Here is a 19867-nt window from a genome sequence, read left to right as displayed (position 1 = left end):
GCATTTGTATGATAAGGTTCAATTATAAAAATTGAAGATAATACTTTTTTTGCATCCGGATCCGTTTCTTTGATACTTCAATGTCTATGTTAACCCGTAAGTTAAATTTATAAGCGTGAGCCGAAAGACTGAACCGAAGGTATCTTTTCATGGATGCGATGTATAACATCATCCATTTCATGTGCACAACGTTCCAATAAAGGTAAAACCTCATCACGTTCTTCTTTTGTCTGCGCTAATTTTAACAAATTGATCAGGCCGAGCATGGTAGCCACCGGTTTACGAATCTGATGCGAACTCATCCACGCTACTTCACGCAACAATTCGTTTTGCTGCCTGATCTCTTCTTCTTTTTCTCTACGAAACGTAATATTCTGACAAATGATCACATAACCCTGAAAAACATTATCATCGCTATAAGCCGGGGATAACTGCGCCGAGATCCAGACAGGAGTTTTATCCCTGGTGTAAATCAATATATCTGAGGCAAAAGTTTCGTGGAGTAATTGCCGGCGGACAAATTCATCCAGTACGGCATTATCGGTATCGGGTCCTACAAGAAGATCAGTACCCTGTTTTCCGCAAATTTCCTGTAATTTAAAGCCCGTTTGTTCTTCAAAGGCTTCATTTACCCATTGTACGCTTCGTTCCGTATCGGTAACAATTATCATATTATTTACGCGACGGATCATATCGGCCAGCTTCTTATTCTCCTGCGTACTTCTTTTAAGCGCATCAATATCTTTAATAGCACCAATCAGCCTAACCGGTTTTTTTTGAGCATCATAAACAAAATAGCCCTGATCCATAACGTATTTATAAACGCCATCGCCCACATTGATCCTGTATTCGCACTCCCAGTTAGTCAGGCCCTGCCCACTAATCTTCGCCTGGCTTTGTACAACTTCATCAATATCATCCGGGTGAATAAGCGCCCGCCACCAGCTTAGGTCATGGCCAATCCGGTTTACCGGTATTGAAACCAATTGAGTAAGACTGGTATTATAGATGAGTTTATCCTCTATCATATCCAGATCATACACAACATCTTTGGTAGCCTGCGATACCAGCTCATATCGTTCTACCGCTTCTTTTAATCTCAGATCCTTTAATTTATCTTCGGTAACATCAGAAAAATAAACTCCAACACCTTCGTCTGTTGGATATGCCGCCAACCGGATCCATTTCCCCAAAACAATAGAATAATCTTCACGTCTGACAATGACCCGTTCCTCTAAAGCCCGTTGATAAGCAGGATACAATTTGTTTTGCTCTTTCGGAAAAAGCTTAAAAATACTTCCGCCTACTACCTCTGCCTCCTTTTTTCCGATCAACTGCAAAAACATATCGTTAACACGGATGATGTTCATGTCCGTATCAAGTGCAAAAAAGGCATCACTGATACTGTTCAGCGTATTTTCAAAATTATAAAGGTACTTGTTCCGCTCATGCTCAAGTTGCTTAAACTCTGTGATATCCTGCAGCGAACCTATAATTTTACGGCTTTGATCCTGGCTATCATCAAGGCGGGCCAGTTGCCTGATGTAACGGGTACTGCCATCCAATGCAATTATCCGGTGTGTGACATCCAGTTGTTTGCCCTCTGTAATCAGCGCTTCAAGGGCCGAGGTCATCGCCGGGCGGTCTTCCGGATAAATATGCTGAAGGTAGATATCAAATGCATCGCGCCCATCTGTTTTATCCAAACCGGTAAGCTGGTAAACCTCATCGGACCAAACTAACAGCCTTTGAGCAGGATAAAATTCCCACCCGGCTACTTTGGTAAATAATTGAGTATCCCGAAGCTTCCGTCTTTCTTCCAGCAGATCCTGGTTCATACGCTCCAGTTTTTGTTCAAAAATCACATACTCGGTTACATCGCGTGCCATAACAAGGATATGGGTTTGCCCGTTAAACAGGATCTGATGCGATGTAATGTTGACTATAATTTCGCGGCCATCTTTTTTTATATGCCGCCAGGTGCCGCTTTGGTTAATATTACCTTCCAGCCGGGCGGCGGCGGCAATTACGTCCGATCTATCCTCAACCGGCCTGATATCCAAAATTGATCTGCTCAGAAATTCCTCGCGGGTATAACCATAAGCATCAGTGGCAGCATCATTTACCGAAACGAAACGAAGCGTCTCCGGATCATAAATCCACATGGGATTAGGATTGGAATCATACATATCGCGGTATTGAGCTCCGGTCATGTGAAGTTTCCGGTTGTCGGAACGGATCAGGAACAACAACAACACGCCGGTAATAAGTACGAAAAAATATCCCTTCGCGGAGCTTAGCCACAGAAATTCAACATTGCTTAACCGGTGCCCAAAAAGAAAAAGCAGCTGATCGCTAAAAGTGATCCATAAGATACTGATGACAATATAAACCAAACTTATCCGCAGGGCTCCAAATCTCATTCTAAAAACCATTGATCCAACAGTAGTTAAACGTTTTATAACCAAATAGGTTGTAGACTTTCATAGGATAAGGGTTGAGGCATTAAAAAAAGTACAGCTATATGCTGCGAATAATAGCCAATATGATCCAGATTATTGCCCCACAAACAATTAACCCTCCAAATGCAACCAATAAACCGGTAACCACTAAACGTGGATTGTAATAAGAAACCTTTTTGTCATCACTTTGAGGCACGGCAATTTACTTTTAAGCAGGATAGAAAATGAAAAACGTGTCAGGCTATAACTGTTTAAACGACAGTTCCTCAATAATAAGCTTTTCCAGCGAGAATAAAAAATATTTATCAAAGCGAGACGCCAGGAACGTTCTGAAAGGCAGAATCTTAATTTAGCTACTTATGGCTCTCCGGTTTAAAAACCACATTTCCATCCCGTTTAATCCGCCATGCTGTCACGGGGTTCATGTGATAACCGCCTATATCTTTGCCGCGGGCGTCGATGAGTTGCTTTAAAGTAGGCTGGGTATAGCCTGTTTCGTCGGTAACACGACTGAGTATTTCTGTTTCTGAGCCATCCCAATGCCAGAGATGGCGAAAATAGGTATGCGCTTTTTCCAATACCGGGCCCTGTAGCCTGGCTTCATTCCAATTTTTCCCGGCATCGGTACTCACTTCAACCTTTACCACCTTTCCCCGGCCGCTCCAGGCTATGCCACGAATTTCGATCCAGCCGCGTTCAATCGTTTGCGGGAAGGATGGGTAGGTGATGATAGACCGCGCATCCATTTCAAAGCTGAACATCCTGATTTTATCTTTTACGGGGTAGGTATATTTTGAGGTTTCCTCGCGGGTAAAATATGGTGCGTCAGAAATTTCTATCCGTCGCAGCCATTTTACATTGGTATTGCCCTCCCAGCCAGGTAAAAGCAAGCGCGCAGGGTAACCTTGCTCCGGACGGATAGCCTCGCCGTTTTGGGCGTATACGATCATGGCATCATCCCATGCTTTACGAATAGGAATGCTTCGGGTAAGTACAGCGGCGTCTCCGCCTTCGGCTAAAAACCAGGTAGCTTTAGGGTCAACACCCAGCTCACGAAACAAGGTTGAAAGCATCACGCCCGTCCATTCGCTTTGACTGGTAAGGCCGAGGATTTCCTGCACGGTAATGTCCTCCTTACCGGTACGAAAGTTACCGGCACACTCAATAAAACACGTACGGGTTACGGATGGAAAACGCTTCAGGTCATGCAGGCTAAATTTCATTGGCCGTTCTACCATGCCATGTATCAGTAATTCATATTGATTAGGGTCGATGGAAGGCACACCGGCGTGGTGCCGTTCAAAATGCAGGTCGGACGGGGTAATGGTACTGTACAGATCTTGCAGCGGTGTACGTGATGAAATATCCGACGGCTTTTTAACCGGGTTTTCAAATGGTGAACGTGTGCCAACTTTTCCCGGCAGCGGACCAGGCTGCTTTGTAGGATCGGGAATCGCAGGTACTCCCACCTGGATATATTTTGCAAATACCGAGGTTACCGGCAAAATAGCTGTAGCCAAAGCACCGCCCAGCAAAGTACGGCGACTTATTTTCTTTCCGGTTGTTTTTACCGGCTTATCCTGCTGTTCCATACTCATTTTACTTCCGGGCCGCCCTTGCGGTCGTCAACAATAAAAAGTTTTTGTGCCGGCATCTCTACTTTAGGCAGCGTACGGGCATTCATTATTTGGTTGGCTTTAATGATCTTGTTTTCGTTCAGCAGCCAGGCGCAAAGGCTGTATACCTCATCATTGGTAAGCGAACCGGGCGCGTTATAAGGCATGGCACGGCGTACATAATCAAACAAAGTAGTGGCATAAGGCCAGTAATTACCTATGGTTTTGGTTTTACCACCGCCCACTACCAAAGGCGGACCGGGCAACTTTGCGCCTTTAATTTCCTTACCATCTGCCCCGTGACAGGCTGCGCATTTATTTGTGTAAATTATCGCTCCATCAGCCACATTACCGCTCCCCTCTGGCAAACCTTTACCATCCGGACGTACATCAATATCCCATTTGGTTATATCCTGTTGGGTGGCAGTCTTACCGTAACCAAATGTTTGGGGCCATTTTTGCTTATTTTGATAAGAAAGCCAAAGCCAGATCACCATCCCAATTATGGTGATCCCCCCGAAAATCAGGGCATGGCTTCGCCTTAGCTTTAACTTTTTAAGCATGATAAAAACTGTTTAGAATAATATCAGCGCTATAACCAGCGTAATGAAAATATTAAAGGTTTGCGCTATCAGGAACGCGTATAACGGCTTTTTGCTGTTCCTGTTAAACAGATCGGCAAAGTTGGTTTCAAGGCCAATACTGGTAAAGGCCAGCGCAAACCATAGTCCCTGCAAGTTCTTCAAACTATCCTTAACCGTAACAGCAGCCGATGGCGGCAGGAAGAACGAGAACAGCAACGATGCCCCTATAAAGCCCAACACAAATTTTGGAAAACGCTCCCAGATCACTTTAAGTGTTGGTTTGGTTTCTTTATCGTTTGCCGATGGATGTTTGGTATAAGTCCAGTAAATAGAGATAGCAAAAGCCGCCAGGCCAAGCAACACATTTTGCGAGAACTTAACAATGGTGCTAATCTTCAAGGCTACTTCGCCAACCAACGATCCTGAAGCCACAACCGCGCCGGTAGTGTCAATACTGCCGCCCAGCCATGCACCGGTAACCGGCTCCGAAAATTTGAAGTAATGGGCGATGATGGGCATGAAGATCATCATCGGGATAGCCGTGATCAACACCATGGATATTACATACGAAAGCTTTTTTGAATCGCCTTTGATGGCACCCGCTGTAGCTATAGCCGCTGATACACCACAAATGGATACCGCGCTTGATATCATCATGGCCATTTCGTCATCAACCTTAAGCTTTTTGCAAGTCCAGTAAGCAAAGTACCAAACAGAGGTTACAACCAATAACGCTTGTATTAAACCTAAAGAACCGGCTTTTAAAATATCGCCAAAAATCACACTGGTGCCTAACAATACCAATCCAACTTTTACAAATAACTCCGTTGAAAGTGATGCCTTTAACCACTCGGGCAGTTTAATAAAGTTGCTGATGAGCAACCCCAAAACCAAACTGAATATTACAGCCTCAAGGTTAAGTGACTTAGCCTGGCTACTTCCAGCAAGCACAAGCGCAAGTATAGTAACCACATAAACCAGTGGAAAGCCTAAAGCATAATTTTTAACAGATTTACCGGTTATAAACGCGCCTATACCGCCAATAATGGCTACAAAAACAAATTGTAAAAGTATTTTAACCAGGTTTGCCGAACCCAGTACAGTTCCGGTTAAATCGGCACCGGTTTTCCAGCCGAAAGATGGTACAGGTAAAAGCAAGCCTGCCAGCGACAAGATAATGATCAAAGAACCTAAAATAACTACTGCCCAGTCTTCGTGCAGGGTTAGTTTAGTAGTGGTGGTTGACATAATTGAGTTTTTATAGTGTGATAATATGTTATGATTTTATGTTGATGTTAAAAACATCATTTAATGCGCGTTTGGCCGAATGATAGCCACACATGCCGTGTACTCCTCCACCCGGAGGCGTGGATGACGAACAGATATAAATTCCCTTTGCCGAAGTACGATAAGGCGAGCGCCGCAAAACCGGCCTGGTAAATAACTGGCCAATGTCTATAACGCCGCCGTTAATATCCCCGCCAATGTAGTTGGGATTATAGTTTTCTAACTGCCTCGTGTTAAAGGTGTGCCTGCCAATGATGCGTTCGCGAAAACCGGGCGCGAAACGTTCTACCTGCTTCTCTATGATATCGGTCATATCCTTGCTTGATCCGTTAGGAACATGGCAATAAGCCCAGGCCGTATGCTTTCCTTCCGGCGCCCGGGTATCATCAAAAAGACTTTGTTGGGCTAATAACACAAATGGTCTTTCAGGATGCAAACCCTCCCAGATCTGTTGTTCCCCAACTGCGATTTCGTTTAACGTGCCGCCAATATGTACCGTTCCGGCTTGCTTTGCCCCTTCTGCTTTAAATGGCACAACGCCGTCAAGCGCCCAGTCTACCTTAAAAACGCCCATGCCATAACGGTACCGTTCCAATTGCCATTTATACAGTGATGAAAACTTATGCCCGGCAATTTGCAGCAGTTGTTTCGGCGTAACGTCAAACAAAACCGCGTTAGCCGATGGCAGCTGATCAAAAGCGGTGATATAGGTATTAGTTTCTATCTTACCTCCAATGGATATAAAATACGATGCCAGCGCATCCGCTATTTTCACCGATCCCCCTTTAGGTACCGGCCAGCCTTTTAAATGCCCGTTAGCCATCAACACCAAAGCAATTGCCGATGTAGTAAGGTTGGTTAATGGCTGAATACTATGCGCGGCCATACCTGCCAAAAGCCCTTTGGCCTCTTCGGTTTTAAACTTTTTGGCGAGGTGAGTTGATGATGTCAGTGCGTCCAGTCCAAAAATTGCCAGATCAACCGGGTGTTTCGGAAACGTAAGCGGTCCTAATACGTCAGCAGCCAAACCCGGCCATGATTTTACCAGGTGCGCCATCAGTTTAATGTAGGCATCTCTATCCCCGCCAAGCAAATCGGCAGTTTCAATGATCGACTTTTTAAGCACCGCGGCAGTTCCGTTATCAAATGGGTGTGCCGCGGCAACCTCCGGATAAATATATTCCAGGCCGTGCTCATGCAGGGGCAGCGTTTCAAAAAATGGCGATCCGGCAGCCAGCGGATGAATTGCCGAGCAAACGTCATGTTTAAACCCGGGCAAGGTAAGCTCTTCGGTGCGTAAACCGCCGCCTATTTTGTCCTTGCCTTCCAGCAATAAAACCGAAAGCCCGTTTTGCTGCAATAATATGGCCGCTGCAAGGCCGTTTGGCCCCGAGCCTACTATCACTGCATCATAATCACGTTTTTCCGGTTTCATCTGGTATCTGTTTAGTATTTGCCCGCCACCAATTTGCTGTCGGTAAGCGCGTATTGGCGGTTTACGCGGTCAAGCACAATATACACATCATTTTTCTTGTCGTCCTTGCCGGTCAACACAATGTGCGATCCTGTTGCATCTGCATTGTAACTTAACACCATACGTGCGCGCTTGCGTTTATCTTTTAACTCTTCGGGCACACCACGCTCCCTGCGGGTTGATTGTGCCGCCGGATCAATAGCAGTTACCTCGTTGCGGATGTTGGCCTTTGCTTCGGCAGGGATAAATGATTTTGCCAATTTGTTATCGCCGGCCTTCTCTCCGCCGCGATTACCACGTTTGCCCTTGCGTTTGGTAAATTCGGGCAGCTTATCCTGCAGGTAAAGTACCTTGTTCACTGTATCTGCATCGTAATAAAATACCCGCTTACCACCGGCCACTCCGGTAAGTTCGAAGTTACGGTTGATATCGCGCATAGCAGCGCCGCCGCCGTTAGATAAGTCGAGATTTAATGGCTTATTAACATTAAAGGTTAACGACGACCATTTCTCGAACGTTACCCCTTGCCAGCGCACCGAATCTAAAGGTGAATAAGGGATATCCTGCCCGTTGAGCTTAAATTCACTTACATTATAATTACCCCGTAATTGTTTTACGCCGCTTGTAGATGGTTGCTTATAGGGATCATATCTAAAGTTTACATACTGCAAATAATACAGCCAAACCAGAAATATGCCAACAGTACCGGTCTTTAAAACGATGCGTGTAACGATAAGCCATTTCTGGTTAATTTCCGGGATCAAAACCGGGGGAATAGTAAAACGCTCTTTGATAAGCAGGTTATAAACCGGCACAATATCGTACCATAGTAAAAATGCCGAGAACAACACAAAATATGAAGCGTACACATGCACCCCGCCATCATAGGCAAAGTTTACGTAAGTAATATCGCCTAAAGCACCTAACAGTAGTACCGCGCCAAAAGTGGTGGTTTTGCGAAAGAACAGCATGGTACCCGCTGCCAGCTCAACAACGCCGGCAAATACCTGGTACCATGGCACAATGCCTACCGAAAGCCAATAGATCTTTTGCGCGGTCAGATCGCCGAAATGCGCATTAAGTACACCCAATGAAGGATAAGGCATTTGAACCGGGAACAGCTTTGTAAAGCCGAACCCGATTATGCCTATACCTGCCCTGTACCGCACCACCACGCGCAGCCAGTAATACAGGTTATGATATTGCTTGTTTTTGTTATCAAGCGCAGTCCAAATAAGACCACCCACAATACCAATAGCAAGCGCTTCAACCCAATCAATATAGCCTAACAGGTTATATGCCGGGGTTTGAAATTTGTAAATGCTTGGCGAAAACCGCGCTATGTCATACAGATCGCGGTAATGCAAATGGAACCAATTGATGGTTACCAGGTTATTCCACCACTCGGCAGTGGTTGGGATACACATAATAATGAAAAAGATGAAAGCGATACGAAAAGCTACACGCTGGGTAGCAGTCCATTCCTTCGGTGCGTTGGTATCTGCCACCGGGGCAGTTTGCCGGGGTTTGCTTTCGGGTACAACATTGCCCACCTGTTCGGTGTCGGGGTTTATTACTGTTGTTGCCATGATAAATATCTTTTAAAAGTTTATAGCTTAAAGTTTAAGTGCCTTGCTCCTGCCCCGGGCTGCTTCCTGCAACAGGTATTTTTTATTGATCCTGTCCAGCTGCACATAAACAGAGTCCTTGTTATGATCAATACCTGTCAGGATAATAGTCCCGTTTTCGGGTTTGGTATAATGCAACGTAAACTGATCCGTCTTGTAATTGCTGTTCCTGTTTTTGAGTAGTAAAACCTGTTTTACAGTATCAGCTACATAGCTGTAATAGGCTCGACCTGTTGTGCCGTCAAGCTCATACTTACGATCATCGTTGTTTTTGCTGATCTCTTCGGTAGTAGCGGCATCAGCTTTGTATCTTTTTAATGAACCGATACTGATGGTGTTCCATTTTTCAAAAACAACATCGTTCCAACGACTGGTATCAGTTTGTGAATAAGGTAATTGTTTGCTGTTAATCCTGAAATCGCTCACATTATACAAACCGGCAGCACCAGCCAACCCTTTAGCTTTTGGGTATTGATAGATATCATGATGATAAGCCGCGTAAGTTTTGTATCCGTACAGAAACACGAAAAAGAAAATAAACAGGCTTTTTAACACTAAACGTGATGTACGCCATTGCCCGTTTAATGAAATTTTCACTGTATTTGGCGCCGTTGGTTTACGCAGGGCTACCAGGTTATAAATACGTTGTATATCATAAACGGTAAGGAACAAAGCAATGTTGATGAGGTAAAGCGCGTAAATTGCTTCGCCGCCATCATAAGCTATATTGGAGATAAACACATTACCTGTAAATACCAGGATAATGATAGCACCAAGTGTCGCGGTTTTGCGAAACAACAGTAATACACCAACTATTATCTCCACCAAACCTAAAAACGATTCGTAACCCGGTACTATACCCAGGCTTAATGAGAAAAGTTTCCAGCGATCAAAATCACCATAAGATGTGTTCAGGTTGCTGATAGATGGCAACGGTGATTGCAACGGGAAAAATTTAATAAAACCATAAGCGATGATGCCGATAGCCAGACGGTAACGCAAAATCACCCTTAACCAGTAATACAGCTTGTTATAGTTTTCGCTCTTTTTATCGCGGATGCTCCATACGATAGCGCCTATCAATGCAATGCCGGCAATGAACGCCCAGTCGGCAAGGGTACCTATGCCCCACGTGCCGGGTGTGCTGCTGCCTGATATAAATTGCGGCGTGTAGCGGCTGATGTAAAAAATATCGCCAAAGCCGAGACTGCCCCATTGAATGCGGAACAGGTTGCCGAAGTACTTCCAATCAAGCGGAAGGGCCTGCAGCACAAAGTAAATGAAGAAGAACCGAAAAGCCCCCTTTTCGTATTCCTTCCATTTAGTTTGGTTGGTGGTTAATGTGCTCATTGTTTTATGTTTTTAAATTGATTTAGAAGACGCCGGGGGCAGGTTCGAACTGCCGTACAAGGTTTTGCAGACCTCTACTTAGCCACTCAGTCACCCGGCTTTATGTCCTTGTTAATACCCCGGGTTCTGCGTTAACGCAGGGTCAACATTCAGCTGATCTACCGGGATAGGCAAAATATTTTTCGTGGCGTCTGTTACGCCCAATACGGCTGCCGCCCTGCCGGTGCGCACCAAATCAAACCAGCGATGGCCTTCCAATGCAAACTCTATACGGCGCTCGTTTTCAATGGCCAGTAAAATATCGGCTTGCGAAACCGCGGTTGTCGCTGTTAAGCCTGCGCGGTCACGTACAGCGTTCAGATCAACCTTGGCATCGGCAAGTTTGTTAAGCTGTGCACGGGCCTCTGAGCGAATCAGGTATTCTTCGGCGATCCTGATGATATAAGCCGGATCTGTTGCCGGGCTGCGGTAATAAAGGTTGCCATACCATAAGCCGGCAGATGTTTTAGCCACCAAAGCACTCCGGTTACCTCCTATGGTAGCGTCGTTTACCAATGCTAAAAACGCGGCGTTAGGTGCCCATTGGCGGGTACCACTGTTAGCCGGTGGCTGCCATTGCCCACGGTGACCATTGGTATAAGTGGCACTGTAAGCCAATTCAAAAACCGACTCCTTAGTACCTACCACATTGTTGGCAAACCATGCGCTGTAAGGTTTTAACAGCGAATAATTCTGCGTATCACCCAATACCAGGGTTGCGTAGTTTTCAGCATTAGTCCAGTCTTTTTGGTAGAGGTAATACCTTGCCTTTAAAGCATAAACTGTTTCTTTATTGGCCCTTACCGGGTTTTGCGCGGTTGGTAGCGGTAATAGCGGCTCGGCTGCATTAAGGTCGCTAAGTACCTGTGCGTAGGTTTGCTCAATCGTGCTGCGTTTGATGCCATTTTTATCTGTAGCCGATATTGTTGGTGTGGTTACAATCTGTACGCCACCCCAGGTGCGGGCAAGGTCAAAGTAGCATAAGGCCCTGATAAAGTAGGCTTCACCTAACAGTTGGTTTCTTTCGGCTGTCGTCAGGGTAGCATCAGTAACGCCGGGCAATTTGGCAATTACATAGTTTGCGCGGTTTATGGTTGTGTAAATGGCCAGCCAAATACCCGATACCGTGGCGTTATCAGCCTTTACATTATGATCAATAAACTGTTGTACGATGGATTGTGAACCTGTCCACTGGATGTTATCGCCTGATAAATAACCTACCGAAACAAAGTTTACACCATAGTAATTATCGGCAGATAATGCCCTGTAAATACCACGCACCGCGGTTTCGGCAGATGCACGATCGACAATGGTTTGTGAATCAGATACCGAATCTTTCGGCTGCACCTCCAGGAATTTTTTGCAGGAAGCCAGCGTCACAAGCGACAGAACCGGGATTGTATATTTTAAAGTTTTAAGTAATTTCATGATCGTTGCCCTCCTTATAAAGTAATATTTACACCTAACTGAACTGAGCGTGGCTGTGGTGGTGTACCCAGGTCAATACCCTGTACATCCTGTCCGCCGCCTACGTTAGCCTCCGGATCGGGGCCGGTGTATTTCGTGAACAGCAACAGGTTACTACCCACCACGTAAATGCGCAGCGATTGGATGTCAATTTTTTGAGTAAGTGCTTTTGGCAGTGTATAACCCAGGCTCAATGATTTAAGGCGAATGAAGGAACCGTCTTCCAGGAAGCGGCTGTTTTGTTCAAGCGTATAGTTGTTGCCATAGGCAGTTAAGCGCGGTACATCAGTAATATCGCCCGGCTTTTGCCACCTGTTCAATTGGCTGGCGAATATTACACGGTTAGCATCGCGGGTACCGCCACCTTCGCCAAAAAAGCGGTTCAGGTTAAGCACTTTGTTACCTTCTTCAAAGCTGAACAGGAAGCTGGCGTCAAAACCTTTGTAAGTAATGGTGTTGCTTAAGCCGCCAAAGTATTTAGGCAGGGCATTGCCAACTATCTGCCGGTCGGCAGTGTTGATTACACCGTCTTTATTAACATCTTCAAATATGGCGTTACCGGTTTGCGGATCGACACCTAACTGTTTATACATCCAGAACGAGAACATAGAGTAGCCCTGCTGCATCCTGATCCAGTCGCGGCTGTACTGGTTAATTGGTACCGGTAGCGATTTAATTTTATTGACGTTACCTGAGATATTGAAACTGCTGCTCCAGCTAAAATCTTTTGTTTTGATATTGTTTGAGCTGATGCTTACCTCGTAACCCTTGTTACTTATTTTACCTACATTGCTGTAATAAGTGCTGTAGCCGGTAATCTCCGGAACGGGTAATTGCAGCAATACATCGCTGGTTTGTTTAGAATATAGATCGACAGACAGGTTTAGGTGGTTGTTCAGCAAACCGAGGTCGAAGCCTACGTTGGCCTGCGCGGTGCGCTCCCATTTCAGGTTTGGGTTAGCTAATTGTTGCGGCGCGGTACCGGCTTTATCGCCACCGGTGGTATTATCTGGATACCCTGCACCGCCGCTCCATAAACCCTGCGCTGCGAAGTTGTTGATACCAGCCTGGTTACCGGTAACACCATAGCTTGCACGCAATTTAAGATCACTGATTGAGTTTACATCTTTCAAAAAGCTTTCTTCCTTAGCACGCCATGAGGCACCTACCGATGGGAAATATCCCCATTTATTATTGACACCGAATTTTGATGAACCATCGGCACGGGCACTTACCTCCAGATAATACTTGCTGGCATAGTTGTATGAAATGCGTGAGAAGTATGAAGATAAGTTAGCCTTTGTCCAGGTTTGGTTGGCCGTACGGGTTGAAGCTGATGAAATATCAGTGTAAGCGTTGTTAGGGAAACCTGTACCCTGTGCCGATGTTAGCTGAATAATATTGCTTTGCAGCGTATTACCGGCAACTACATCCAAAGTATGTTTTTCGCCAAACAGGTGGTGATAGTTTAAGGTTTGTTCGTTGATCCAGGCAGTGCTTTGGGTTATGGCCGATGTAGCCAGACCATTGGTTGGCGATGCACCTAACTGCGTTTTATCGTTCCAGTATTCAGATTCATTGTAGTTGTTATAATCAACACTCCAGCTTGAGCGGAATTTCAGTCCTTTCAAAATCTCAATATCAGCATAAACATTGCCGATGTAGCGCAAGCTCGTGGTATGTACGTTGTAGTTATCAATCAGCACCTGCAGGTTATCAAAGCCGGCGTAGCGGGCAGGTGTACCGTCAGGATTGGTTTCGGGCAGATAGGTTGGTGTATGCAAAGCAGATTGGAACAAACCTCCCGCCGGACCATCGCCTGAGCGGGCCTGGTTACGGTACGAGCGTGAAACGCTGTTACTTGTACCTACCTGCACCCTATCGCTGATACGCTGATCGAGGTTTACTTTAAAACCAAGCCGACTAAAATCAATTGGCTTAATATCTGCCTGTTGTTTGGTATAACCTGCGCCTATATAATATTTGGTATCCTTTGAGCCACCTTCTAACGATAGATCATAGTTAGCCAGGTTACCTGTGCGGAATAACTCGCTCAAACGGTCGTAGGTATTTTGCTGCGATGGTAAGCCCCTCGGTGCCGGTGAAGCTGTCGGGTTATCATCAGTAGCACGGAAGGGTTGATATTGATAAGTTTTAATACCCGCCGCGTTACCCGCCGCAATAGCGTCAGCCTCAGAATTACGGTAAAACTCATTTACAATTTCGGCATGCTGCGGACCGGTAGTCAATTTCCAAAGCCTGTCTTTAGGCTGCCAGGCTAAACCCTGCGAAACGTTGAAGTTAATTTTAGGCCTGCTATTATAATTACCTCGTTTGGTAGTAACAATAACAACACCATTAGCACCGCGGGAGCCATAAATAGCTGTAGCACTGGCATCTTTTAAAACCTCTATATTCTCGATGTCATCCGGGTTGATGTCAGCAATTGGCGATGTTGCCCTGCCACCTGTGTTTACCGTTTGCAAGCTGGTGTTATTTAAAAACACACCGTCAACTATATACAGCGGATCGTTACTGGCGTTGATTGACGTAGTACCACGCACACGGATAAATATTCCATCGCCAGGTACACCTGTATTTGAATTGATCTGTACGCCGGATGCTTTACCTTGCAACTGCGCGTCAAAGCTGGCAACGGGAGTTTTCTTTACTTCATCGGCCTTTATGGTTGATACCGAGCTGATAAGATCCTTACGGGTTTTGGTACCGTAACCAACTACCACCACATCATTAAGCTGCTGCGGAATCGGCTTCAGGTAAATTTCAACAGGGCTGCCGTTTACAACAATTTCCTGCTGATCGTAACCAATAAAACGAACGATTAATGTATAAGGAAATTTCTGACCGGTTACAAAATCAAAACGGCCTTCGGCACTGGTTGAAACGGCATGTGTTGTGCCTTTAATTGACACTACCGCCCCCGGAAGAACATCCCGGGTGGCAGCATCAAACACACGTCCTTTTAAAATGGAATTAACGGTTGCAGGCGGCTCCTGCTGGGCCACTGCCGCAAATGGAGAAAAGAACAGGAGCAGGAAAATATATTTGAAAAGTACAGTTGTGTTTTTACGGATAAATATTTCCATATTTAACGAGGTTAAAATAAATGTTCAATGCGTTTAGTTTAGCTCAGATGCAAACCGGCGGAGTGATTGGCGTTACGTAGCCGGTTTGTCATTGCTACACCGGCAAGGCTTCCTTGCCGGTTATTTTTTAATAGGGTGTATAGTTTTAGTTCATATGCTGTATTAAAGTACCTTACAAATTCAAATCATTTTTTTTCATAGCGATGCAGGGCCGGTTTGTTAACCTGCTATAATTAATTTCACGAACAGATAGCGTTATTTACAACAACTGCACATACATGCTTTTGGAGAAGCGTGCATTAATTGTGCGTGTTCAGGAAGTACTTTGGTGGTGGTAAAAAAAGTGTTCATCACTCTTGTTTTTTGATTAGTACGGCGACAAACATAGAAATTAAAAAATAAACTACCAAATCTATAGACTATATATTTAATTTGTTACAATTGTTACATTTATAGCCAATAACAAACGTTTGCGTTGCTGCCTGTGCACGTTTGGCTTACTAATGCATTATTTTAGAGGAGACCTTTTCTGATATATTGAACTCGATATGAAGAAGTACGCATTCCTTGTTTATTATATTTTGCTCGCCACAGGCATATTTGCCCAACCAACAAAGTATGATATGCACTTTGATACGCTTGCCAACCGTTGGGATGAGGCTATTCCGCTTGGTAACGGCATGCTTGGCGCGCTGATATGGCAAAAGTCGGATCATTTACGTTTTTCGCTCGACAGGGCCGACATATGGGACATGCGCCCGATGAAGGATTTACACCGGCCGGAGTTTAACTATCAATGGGTTGTTGACCAGGTGAATAAAAAAGACTATGCCCCGGTGCAAAAGTATTTTGATGAACCCTATGATAATGAACCAGCTCCCTCAAAAATCCCGGCGGGTGCTTTGGAGTTTAACACAGGTAGCTGGGGCAAGGTGATATCTGTTAATTTACATCTGGCAGATGCGCTTTGCCGTGTGGAGTGGGCTAACCATACTGTTCTTAAAACATATGTTCATGCAACTTCGCCAGTGGGTTGGTTCCGGTTTGAAAATATCGATACCGATATTGTGCCTCAAATAATTGCCCCCAGGTACCAGGGAGAAGTAAAAGTTTCCGGCGATCCGGTTGGAGGCGATGACCTTTCAAGGCTTGGCTATCCGCAGGGAAGCATCACAAAACACGGGAATAACATTACCTACATCCAAAAAGGATGGAATGGCTTCACTTACCAAATTAATGTAAGCTGGCACAAAAAAGGCCTTCATACTATTGAAGGGATATGGAGCATTTCCTCGCAATATCCAAATCAAAGAAAAAATGTTACCGCTACTGTTACCAACGGGAAAGCTTTAACAAGGGGGTATGATAATGATTATGTTTCGCACAGCACCTGGTGGAAAAAATTCTGGGATAAATCGGCAATTCATATTCCGGATACCCTGCTCGAAAAACAATGGTATCTTGAACAATATAAATTTGGCGCTGCTTCTAGAGCCGGTGCGCCCCCTATCTCGCTCCAGGCGGTGTGGACTGCCGATAACGGGCGCTTACCACCATGGAAAGGTGATTTTCATCATGACCTCAACACTCAGTTGAGCTACTGGCCGGGCTACAGCGCCAACCATCTGGATGAGAGCATGGCATACCTTGATCATCTTGATCAAAACAAGGCCAACTACAAACGGTATACAAAAATGTACTTCGGCAAGGGCGGCCTTGCCGTACCCGGCGTTACCACACTTGATGGTACCGAAATGGGAGGCTGGATCCAGTATTCGCTCTCTCCCACAGTATCCTCATGGCTGGCACAGCATTATTACCTGCAATGGCGGTACAGTATGGACAGAGATTTTTTACAGCACAGGGCCTATCCCTGGGTTAAGGATGTGGCTAAGTTTATTGAAAACATAACGGTGTTGGATAGCACCGGCCATCGTAAGTTACCCATCAGTTCCAGCCCCGAAATTAATGACAATGACATTACAGCCTGGTTTCATCAAAACACCAATTATGATCTGTCGCTTATGAAATTCATTTTCAAGGCAGCAACTGAAATGGCTGTTGAATTAGGTCTTAAAGCTGAAGCTTCGCACTGGGAAAAAATTGGTTCGGAGTATGGAGACTTTGCCCTAACTAATGCAAATGAACTGATGTTTGCCCCAGGGATGCCCTACAATCAATCCCATCGTCACTTTTCTAACATGATGAGTATTCATCCCTTAGGCCTCATCAAGTGGGAAGATGGGCCGAAAGCGCAATCAATAATCAATAACTCCCTCCATCTGCTTGATAGTATAGGGCCTGCCTACTGGTGCGGTTACTCTTACTCCTGGCTTGCAAATATGAAAGCACGGGCCAAAGATGGTGAAGGCGCGGTAAAGGACCTTAATATTTTTGCTAAGGCGTTTTGTTCTGTCAACAGTTTCCACCTTAACGGCGACCAAACCAAATCAGGATATTCCCGATATCAATACCGCCCTTTTACACTTGAAGGTAATTTTGCATTTGCATCCGGGTTACAGGAAATGCTTATTCAAAGTTATGCCGGATTTATTGAGGTATTGCCTGCTGTACCTACAGCATGGAAAGACGTGGCATTTGAAAACCTGCGTACTGAAGGAGCTTTCCTGGTAAGTGTAAAGAAAACTGAAGGGCAGATTTCAGAAATAACTATCGCCTCGGAAAAAGGAGGCAAAACCAAATTAAAACTGCCGTTTAAAACGTGGTTTACTAACTCCCGGGAAAATGTGGAAGCAGACCAGTCGGAACCAGGCTTTTTAAATCTCAGTTTTAAACCTGGTGCTGTTATTACTATAAAAAATGGTTTCGAGTAAAAGGAAATAACCTTATGTTTCCCGGTTTTATTATCCTCCTGTTAATTATTGGTAGCTTTATTATTTCAATATCAAACGTTTGCGCAACATTTAAAAGTAAAACGGGTGAGCTATAAAGGCCGATTTAGACTCCTACTTTACTCACAGCATTTAATCAATCCGTTGGGTACCAGGTTTAAAAAACACCCGGAAAATGGTACCCACATCCAGCTTACTTTCTACCACGATATACCCACCCTGCGATTCGATTTGCGTTTTAACAAGAAATAAACCAACACCATGCGCTCCGGGCCGGTGCGTAAATGTTTTATATAAACCAAATATTTTGCTGCCATAGCGCTTAAGATCTATGCCAATACCGTTGTCCTGATATTCCAGGATCACACAGTTTTTTTCTTCATCCAGGTAAGTACTGATCAACACTTCAGGCTTCTCGTGATCCTTTCTGTATTTAATCGAATTACTGATCAGGTTCATTAATATGCTGTCGAGATACAGGCGCGGAAAAAACACGGCCGGTACAATAAAATCGGTTTCAATATCAGCTTCATGCAGGTTCAGCTCGGCTCTCATTACAGACAGCACATTCTCTGTAATTTCTTCAAAGCGGAGTAGTTCCGATTCAATCACATTTTCGTTGACCTTAATGATGCCTGATATCTGTTCGATGGTTGCTATCAGGTTATCCGATACTGTAGTAACTTTGTCTAACAGGTCTGCATGGTAAGCATCCAGTTTACTACGATCTGCCAACCCCGTAAGCATCATAATATTATACGCGTGCGTTCGCAAATTATGGGTTAGGATATGTGCAAAACCGCTCAACTGCTGATGCCGCTGTTTTAATAAATGATGCGAAGCCTCTTCGGCCCGATATTTATCAATTTCTACCAGGCTTCCTTTTATCTTAACAACGGTATCGTTCTCGATAAGCGCGCTTCCTGATGAACGAACCCATATTACCTTCCCTTTAGCGGTTACCAGTTCAAGTTCAAGGTCCCAGGGTGTGCCTGACTGAGATGCCTCAGCTATTGCAGCTTCCAAAGCCCCAAGAAATGGTTCCCGGAAAAAACTTAAAAGATAAGATTTATCCGGCCGGGACTCATTTGAAATGTCAAGTATGTCGAATATGGTGTCGGACCAGCTGTCACTATGGTTTACCGCATCATGTTCCCAACTCCCTTCACGGGGCAGGTAGTCCGGTTTATCCTGTGGAAAAGCCCGTAAAGGCTGCATTCCGGCATCATCATAGTGATCCATATCCAATCAGTTTATAAGTATTGCAAAATAACCATTAATATGATTATTGGATAAAATACTGATAATTACAACAAATAGTTTTAAAATATAATCATTTAACTGGCATAACTTCCCAATTCCGCTATAAAATGCCATTTTCCTGATCTTTATTTTTTGTTTAAATTCAGCATTAAAATCATGATAATGAAATTGAGATATCTTGCTGCACTGCTATTGTTTACTGTAATTAGCTGTAAAATGGGCAGAGCTGCAAATGCCGCAGGTATTAGTGATACTTTAGGCACGCAGATTCAGACCGTTAAATATCAATTAAAGGTATCGAAAGAAGACGCCGCGATTTTTGAAGACGGGCTGATGCCATGGATTAGCCTGGACCATCCCGAAAAACAGATAGACAGCCTGATTGGTGCAGAAGAGGTGGTACTCCCCTATAAAAAAGTTACCCTGATTATAGATTACCCCTTAACCAGGCAGGCCGTTTTGGAGATCAGCTCCCAAACCGAAAACTTTACAAGGAAAGACCTGATCCTGGTTATCAGTAAAAAATATCACGAGATCTACGAAGAGGAAACAAAAACTGCGCAAACAAAAGTGATCCCTCCCGACCAGCGAAACGGCCTGATCAACCGGAACAAAACCGATGGTAAATACGGTATCTGCTGTCATGATCTTACCGATCTCGACCTCGGTTCTGTTGAGGTTTACAAAGGCGATAATGATAACATATACCTCATATTGGAAGTTGAATCATGACCAGGA

Annotated in this window: 12 protein-coding genes and 1 tRNA gene; 2 read left to right on the top strand and 11 right to left on the bottom strand. The window is 44.7% G+C overall.

Translation table 11 applies throughout. The features are described from left to right. Positions 1 to 107 precede the first annotated feature (107 nt). The 10 genes from DUL71_RS22535 to DUL71_RS22490 all read right to left on the bottom strand — a co-directional run bounded on the left by DUL71_RS22535 (position 108) and on the right by DUL71_RS22490 (position 15014). Positions 108 to 2423 carry a PAS domain S-box protein gene (locus tag DUL71_RS22535; protein WP_161964487.1) on the bottom strand — a complete coding sequence of 772 codons (2316 nt, stop codon included), beginning with the start codon at positions 2421 to 2423 and terminating at the stop codon, positions 108 to 110. Positions 2424 to 2815: 392 nt separating this feature from the next. After that, a complete protein-coding gene (gene soxC, locus DUL71_RS22530; protein ID WP_167443311.1) occupies positions 2816 to 4054 on the bottom strand; it encodes a sulfite dehydrogenase in 1239 nt (412 codons plus the stop codon). Between the two features lie 2 nt (positions 4055 to 4056). Next, complete coding sequence (locus tag DUL71_RS22525) at positions 4057 to 4641, bottom strand: c-type cytochrome (protein ID WP_114940141.1); 585 nt, start codon at positions 4639 to 4641, stop codon at positions 4057 to 4059. A 12-nt stretch (positions 4642 to 4653) separates the two neighbouring features. Then, positions 4654 to 5910: a YeiH family protein gene (locus DUL71_RS22520; protein WP_114940140.1), complete on the bottom strand. Its 1257-nt coding sequence runs from the start codon at positions 5908 to 5910 to the stop codon at positions 4654 to 4656. A 28-nt stretch (positions 5911 to 5938) separates the two neighbouring features. After that, positions 5939 to 7384, bottom strand: coding sequence for a phytoene desaturase family protein (locus DUL71_RS22515; protein WP_114940139.1), 1446 nt, complete (start codon positions 7382 to 7384; stop codon positions 5939 to 5941). Between the two features lie 11 nt (positions 7385 to 7395). Further along, complete coding sequence (locus tag DUL71_RS22510; RefSeq protein WP_114940138.1) at positions 7396 to 9012, bottom strand: hypothetical protein; 1617 nt, start codon at positions 9010 to 9012, stop codon at positions 7396 to 7398. A gap of 27 nt (positions 9013 to 9039) precedes the next feature. Continuing rightward, the gene (locus DUL71_RS22505) at positions 9040 to 10401 is read right to left on the bottom strand and encodes a DoxX family protein (protein ID WP_114940137.1); all 1362 of its coding nucleotides are present in this window, start codon (positions 10399 to 10401) and stop codon (positions 9040 to 9042) included. A gap of 29 nt (positions 10402 to 10430) precedes the next feature. Then, positions 10431 to 10501: transfer RNA gene (locus tag DUL71_RS22500), tRNA-Cys, on the bottom strand. Between the two features lie 11 nt (positions 10502 to 10512). After that, complete coding sequence (locus DUL71_RS22495) at positions 10513 to 11868, bottom strand: RagB/SusD family nutrient uptake outer membrane protein (protein WP_114940136.1); 1356 nt, start codon at positions 11866 to 11868, stop codon at positions 10513 to 10515. A 14-nt stretch (positions 11869 to 11882) separates the two neighbouring features. After that, on the bottom strand, positions 11883 to 15014 hold the full coding sequence (locus tag DUL71_RS22490; protein WP_114940135.1) for a SusC/RagA family TonB-linked outer membrane protein: 3132 nt from the start codon (positions 15012 to 15014) through the stop codon (positions 11883 to 11885). Positions 15015 to 15562: 548 nt separating this feature from the next. Here DUL71_RS22490 and DUL71_RS22485 point away from each other — a divergent pair. Further along, positions 15563 to 17848: a glycosyl hydrolase family 95 catalytic domain-containing protein gene (locus tag DUL71_RS22485; protein ID WP_114940134.1), complete on the top strand. Its 2286-nt coding sequence runs from the start codon at positions 15563 to 15565 to the stop codon at positions 17846 to 17848. A gap of 150 nt (positions 17849 to 17998) precedes the next feature. Here DUL71_RS22485 and DUL71_RS22480 read toward each other — a convergent pair whose 3' ends face one another. Further along, complete coding sequence (locus DUL71_RS22480; protein ID WP_114940133.1) at positions 17999 to 19108, bottom strand: sensor histidine kinase; 1110 nt, start codon at positions 19106 to 19108, stop codon at positions 17999 to 18001. A 183-nt stretch (positions 19109 to 19291) separates the two neighbouring features. Here DUL71_RS22480 and DUL71_RS22475 point away from each other — a divergent pair, with 183 nt between their 5' ends. Beyond that, on the top strand, positions 19292 to 19861 hold the full coding sequence (locus DUL71_RS22475; protein ID WP_114940132.1) for a hypothetical protein: 570 nt from the start codon (positions 19292 to 19294) through the stop codon (positions 19859 to 19861). The last annotated feature ends 6 nt before the right edge of the window (positions 19862 to 19867 follow it).

It is taken from the genome of Mucilaginibacter endophyticus, from assembly GCF_003351025.1.
In the GTDB taxonomy this organism is placed as follows: Bacteria; Bacteroidota; Bacteroidia; order Sphingobacteriales; family Sphingobacteriaceae; genus Mucilaginibacter; species Mucilaginibacter endophyticus.
The sequence above is the reverse complement of the archived record's forward strand: the minus strand, read 5'-3'. Positions and strand labels throughout refer to the sequence as shown.